The organism is uncultured Chitinophaga sp. (genome assembly GCF_937874145.1).
Classification (GTDB): Bacteria; Bacteroidota; Bacteroidia; order Chitinophagales; family Chitinophagaceae; genus Chitinophaga.
The window spans coordinates 1-2,814 of the sequence record NZ_CALNBI010000354.1 but is presented as its reverse complement, the minus strand read 5'-3'; the positions used below and the strand labels follow the sequence as shown (position 1 = coordinate 2,814).

Below are 2,814 nucleotides of genomic sequence, written 5' to 3'. Positions count from 1 at the left end.
GCCTCTTTGAAGTTGTCGGTGTAAACGTTGACCCCGGCACCCCATTCGGAACGTTCCCGGCGCAAACTATAGGCCGCTTCCGTGTAGGATGACCATTGCGTACCGTCGAATACATAACCCGGGATGCTGAGCTTTCGTTTAAAATTGTTCACGGAATTTTTCACGGTCAGACTGCTGTTTTCACTGAAATCGTGATCGAAGGCCAGCTGGGTGCTGTACCGTTGGGTCTTGTTTTTCTCGAAATAGGAATGCGTAGCGTCCCCACGGCCTTTGATATACTGGATATCCCCGCCGGTGCGGTCCTCGAGGGTGGCGTTTACACCAAAGTTCAGGCGGGTGCGTGGGTTGAAATACAGGAACAGTTTCGGATTTATATTGTACCGTTCAAACTTGGGAATCGCGGTGAAACCCGTGTTTGATGGATCGTAGGGCCGGTTGCTGTTGCGGGATGCGAACACCGTCAGGCCCACTTTCTCGAACTTCTGCCCATAAAACCCGCTCACGTCCAGCCCGCCAGCGGATGTGCCGTTCACCAGGAACCGGAGATCCCGTTCTTCAGTCGGCGTCCGGGAAATGAGGTTGACGAGGCCGGCGATGGCACCGCCGCCGTATAGTGTGGAAGCCGAGCCCTTGATTACCTCTACCTGTTTAAGGTCGAGCGGCGGCGTCTGCAGGAGGCCCAGGCCACCGGAGAACCCGGCATACAGCGGAAAACCGTCTTTGAGGATTTGGGTATATCGCCCGTCAAGCCCCTGGATTCGGATGCTGGAATTGGCGGAAGTCGCGGAAACCTGCTGGGTCTGGATGCCCGTGCTTTCATTGAGCATCATGCGGATATCACCCGGTTTCATGTTGCCCTTTTCTTCCAGTTCCTCCCCGGCGATGAATTCCACCCTGGTCGGAATGTTCTGGATGGTGCGGGTGCTGCGGGTGGAGGTGATCACCACTTCCTCGATCTCCTCGGATTCTTCTTCGAGCAGGATGGTCAGGGTGTCGGTACCGCGCGGGAAGACCAGCGTGTCGATAATCGTTTCAAAACCGACGAAACTGAATGCAACGGCATGCCAAGTGATGTCCCGGGTAGCGCAACGGTGGCGCCGGACAGCGGTTCATTACTGTCTGCTTCCAGGATACGCGCGATCAGCACGTTTTGCGCATTACATATATAGCTGATACAGGCAAGCAAGCCCGTAAATACGATTTTTTTCATAATGGTTTATAGTATGATAAAACAGTTCAATTCGCCTCTGTCGGAGGCGATGCAAATGGTTGATATGGGAAATCAGGCTTTGGGTGGATGCCAGACGGCGGGCTGGTAGATGGAAAGAACGGAACTATCCGGTGTACTGAAAATGTGCGTCGTGGGGATGGTCCAGGCAGTGAGGATTACCTTATTGGCGGTAACGACCACACCGTGGCATGTGTTGCAGGAAAAGAAGGGGGAACAGGGGAGCTCGGGTTTTTCGTGCTTTTCGTGATCGTTGTGATCTGCGCACTCGCGGCCCAAAGCCAGTTCTATCTCATCCTCACAGCATGCGTCATCGCCGCAGCAGGGAACTGCGGACAGGGTGAGGACGTATGCGGCGAAAAGGAGCCAGAACCATTTCATCCGGTGAAATTACAAAAACTTTTAATGATATCGTTAAAGTATAGTATTACCGGAATTGATTCCGAAATACCACTTTATCCCATAACGCCGCTGTCTTCGGGAAAGCAACGAAGACATGCAATCCCCCGAACAGTAGCGCCCCCGGTATCAGTTGCGCCGCCAGCCAGGCGAATTGCTCGTATGCCTTTACCCCAGGGAACCCATGCCGCAGGGAAACCCCGTCAACCCCGAAATCCAGCTTCAAAGCCAGGAACACCGCGATCGACGCGAAGTGAAAGCCGTTCACGAACAGGTGGATGATGTATTCCCATCGCGGGAGGCCGCCCATGAAAGTCCGGCTGTCTTTCTCCACGAAGGCATCTACCCCTAGCGTGATAAGATCGATCACCACGAAGGTGATACCAGCGTAGAAAGCTATGGTACTTTGCTGTAGAAAAAGGAAGTACAGGATGAAGGGGAATAACAGGGCTCGTATAGTATGGGTGATATGTTCAAACCGGCTTTCCTTATGCCGGTACAGGCGGTATTTGAAAATATGCAGGTAAATCCCGTCGAAGGTCGCCAGCAGGCCGAACAGCAGCAACATCAGCGTTGCAATGGTAAATCCGATTTCCATTTCAATCTATTTTACCACAAAGCTATTCGGCGGCTAGCCGTTTCCATTTGACATTTGTCACAAAATGGGCGTACTCATTTCACGCCGGATGCGGCTAATCGTTTCCCGCGACACCCCGAGGTAAGAAGCAATATCCTGGATCGATGCCCGCTGCGCGATGTGGGGCTGTTCAGCCAGCATCCGCGCGTACTTCTGGCGTGCTGTTTCGTTATTCAGTGTGGAAGCGTAGCCCTCCAGTCCGAGGTAGGCCTTTTCTGTCATCACGCGGCCGATCTCCTGCCAGTCCGGATATTGGCGGTAAAGCGCGTACAGATCTTCCCGGCTGATAACGAGCAATTCCGTTTGTTCGATGGCGTGCATGGATAGTTCCGAGGCCGTTTGCGTGACGAAACTCCGGAATGACGTGCTCAGACTTCCACCGGCGCAAAAGCAATATGTCGTTTCTTCCCCTTTGCCGTTGATGTAGAAGGAACGGATGATCCCGGAGCGAATGAAAGCCGCATGTCGGCACACGACGCCCATTTCGACGAAGAAGTCACCTTTGTTCAGCGTTACCGGCACGAAGACTTTTTCCGCCGCCAGCAACGCC

The 2,814-nt window shown here is 53.5% G+C and carries 5 protein-coding genes; all 5 read right to left on the bottom strand.

Annotated features, from left to right (window positions below):
• On the bottom strand, nt 1-944 hold a 944-nt coding region (locus Q0510_RS17230), incomplete at its 3' end, for a TonB-dependent receptor plug domain-containing protein (protein WP_298714628.1).
• A 41-nt stretch (nt 945-985) separates the two neighbouring features.
• Nucleotides 986-1,210, bottom strand: coding sequence for a hypothetical protein (locus Q0510_RS17225; RefSeq protein WP_298714625.1), 225 nt, complete (start codon nt 1,208-1,210; stop codon nt 986-988).
• 72 nt (nt 1,211-1,282) lie between these two features.
• Entirely contained in the window at nt 1,283-1,609 is a 327-nt protein-coding gene (locus tag Q0510_RS17220; RefSeq protein WP_298714623.1) for a hypothetical protein, read from the bottom strand.
• Nucleotides 1,610-1,655: 46 nt separating this feature from the next.
• A complete protein-coding gene (locus tag Q0510_RS17215) occupies nt 1,656-2,225 on the bottom strand; it encodes a hypothetical protein (protein WP_298714620.1) in 570 nt (189 codons plus the stop codon).
• 57 nt (nt 2,226-2,282) lie between these two features.
• Nucleotides 2,283-2,814: Crp/Fnr family transcriptional regulator (locus tag Q0510_RS17210; protein ID WP_298714618.1), on the bottom strand; the 532-nt coding region annotated here is incomplete at its 5' end.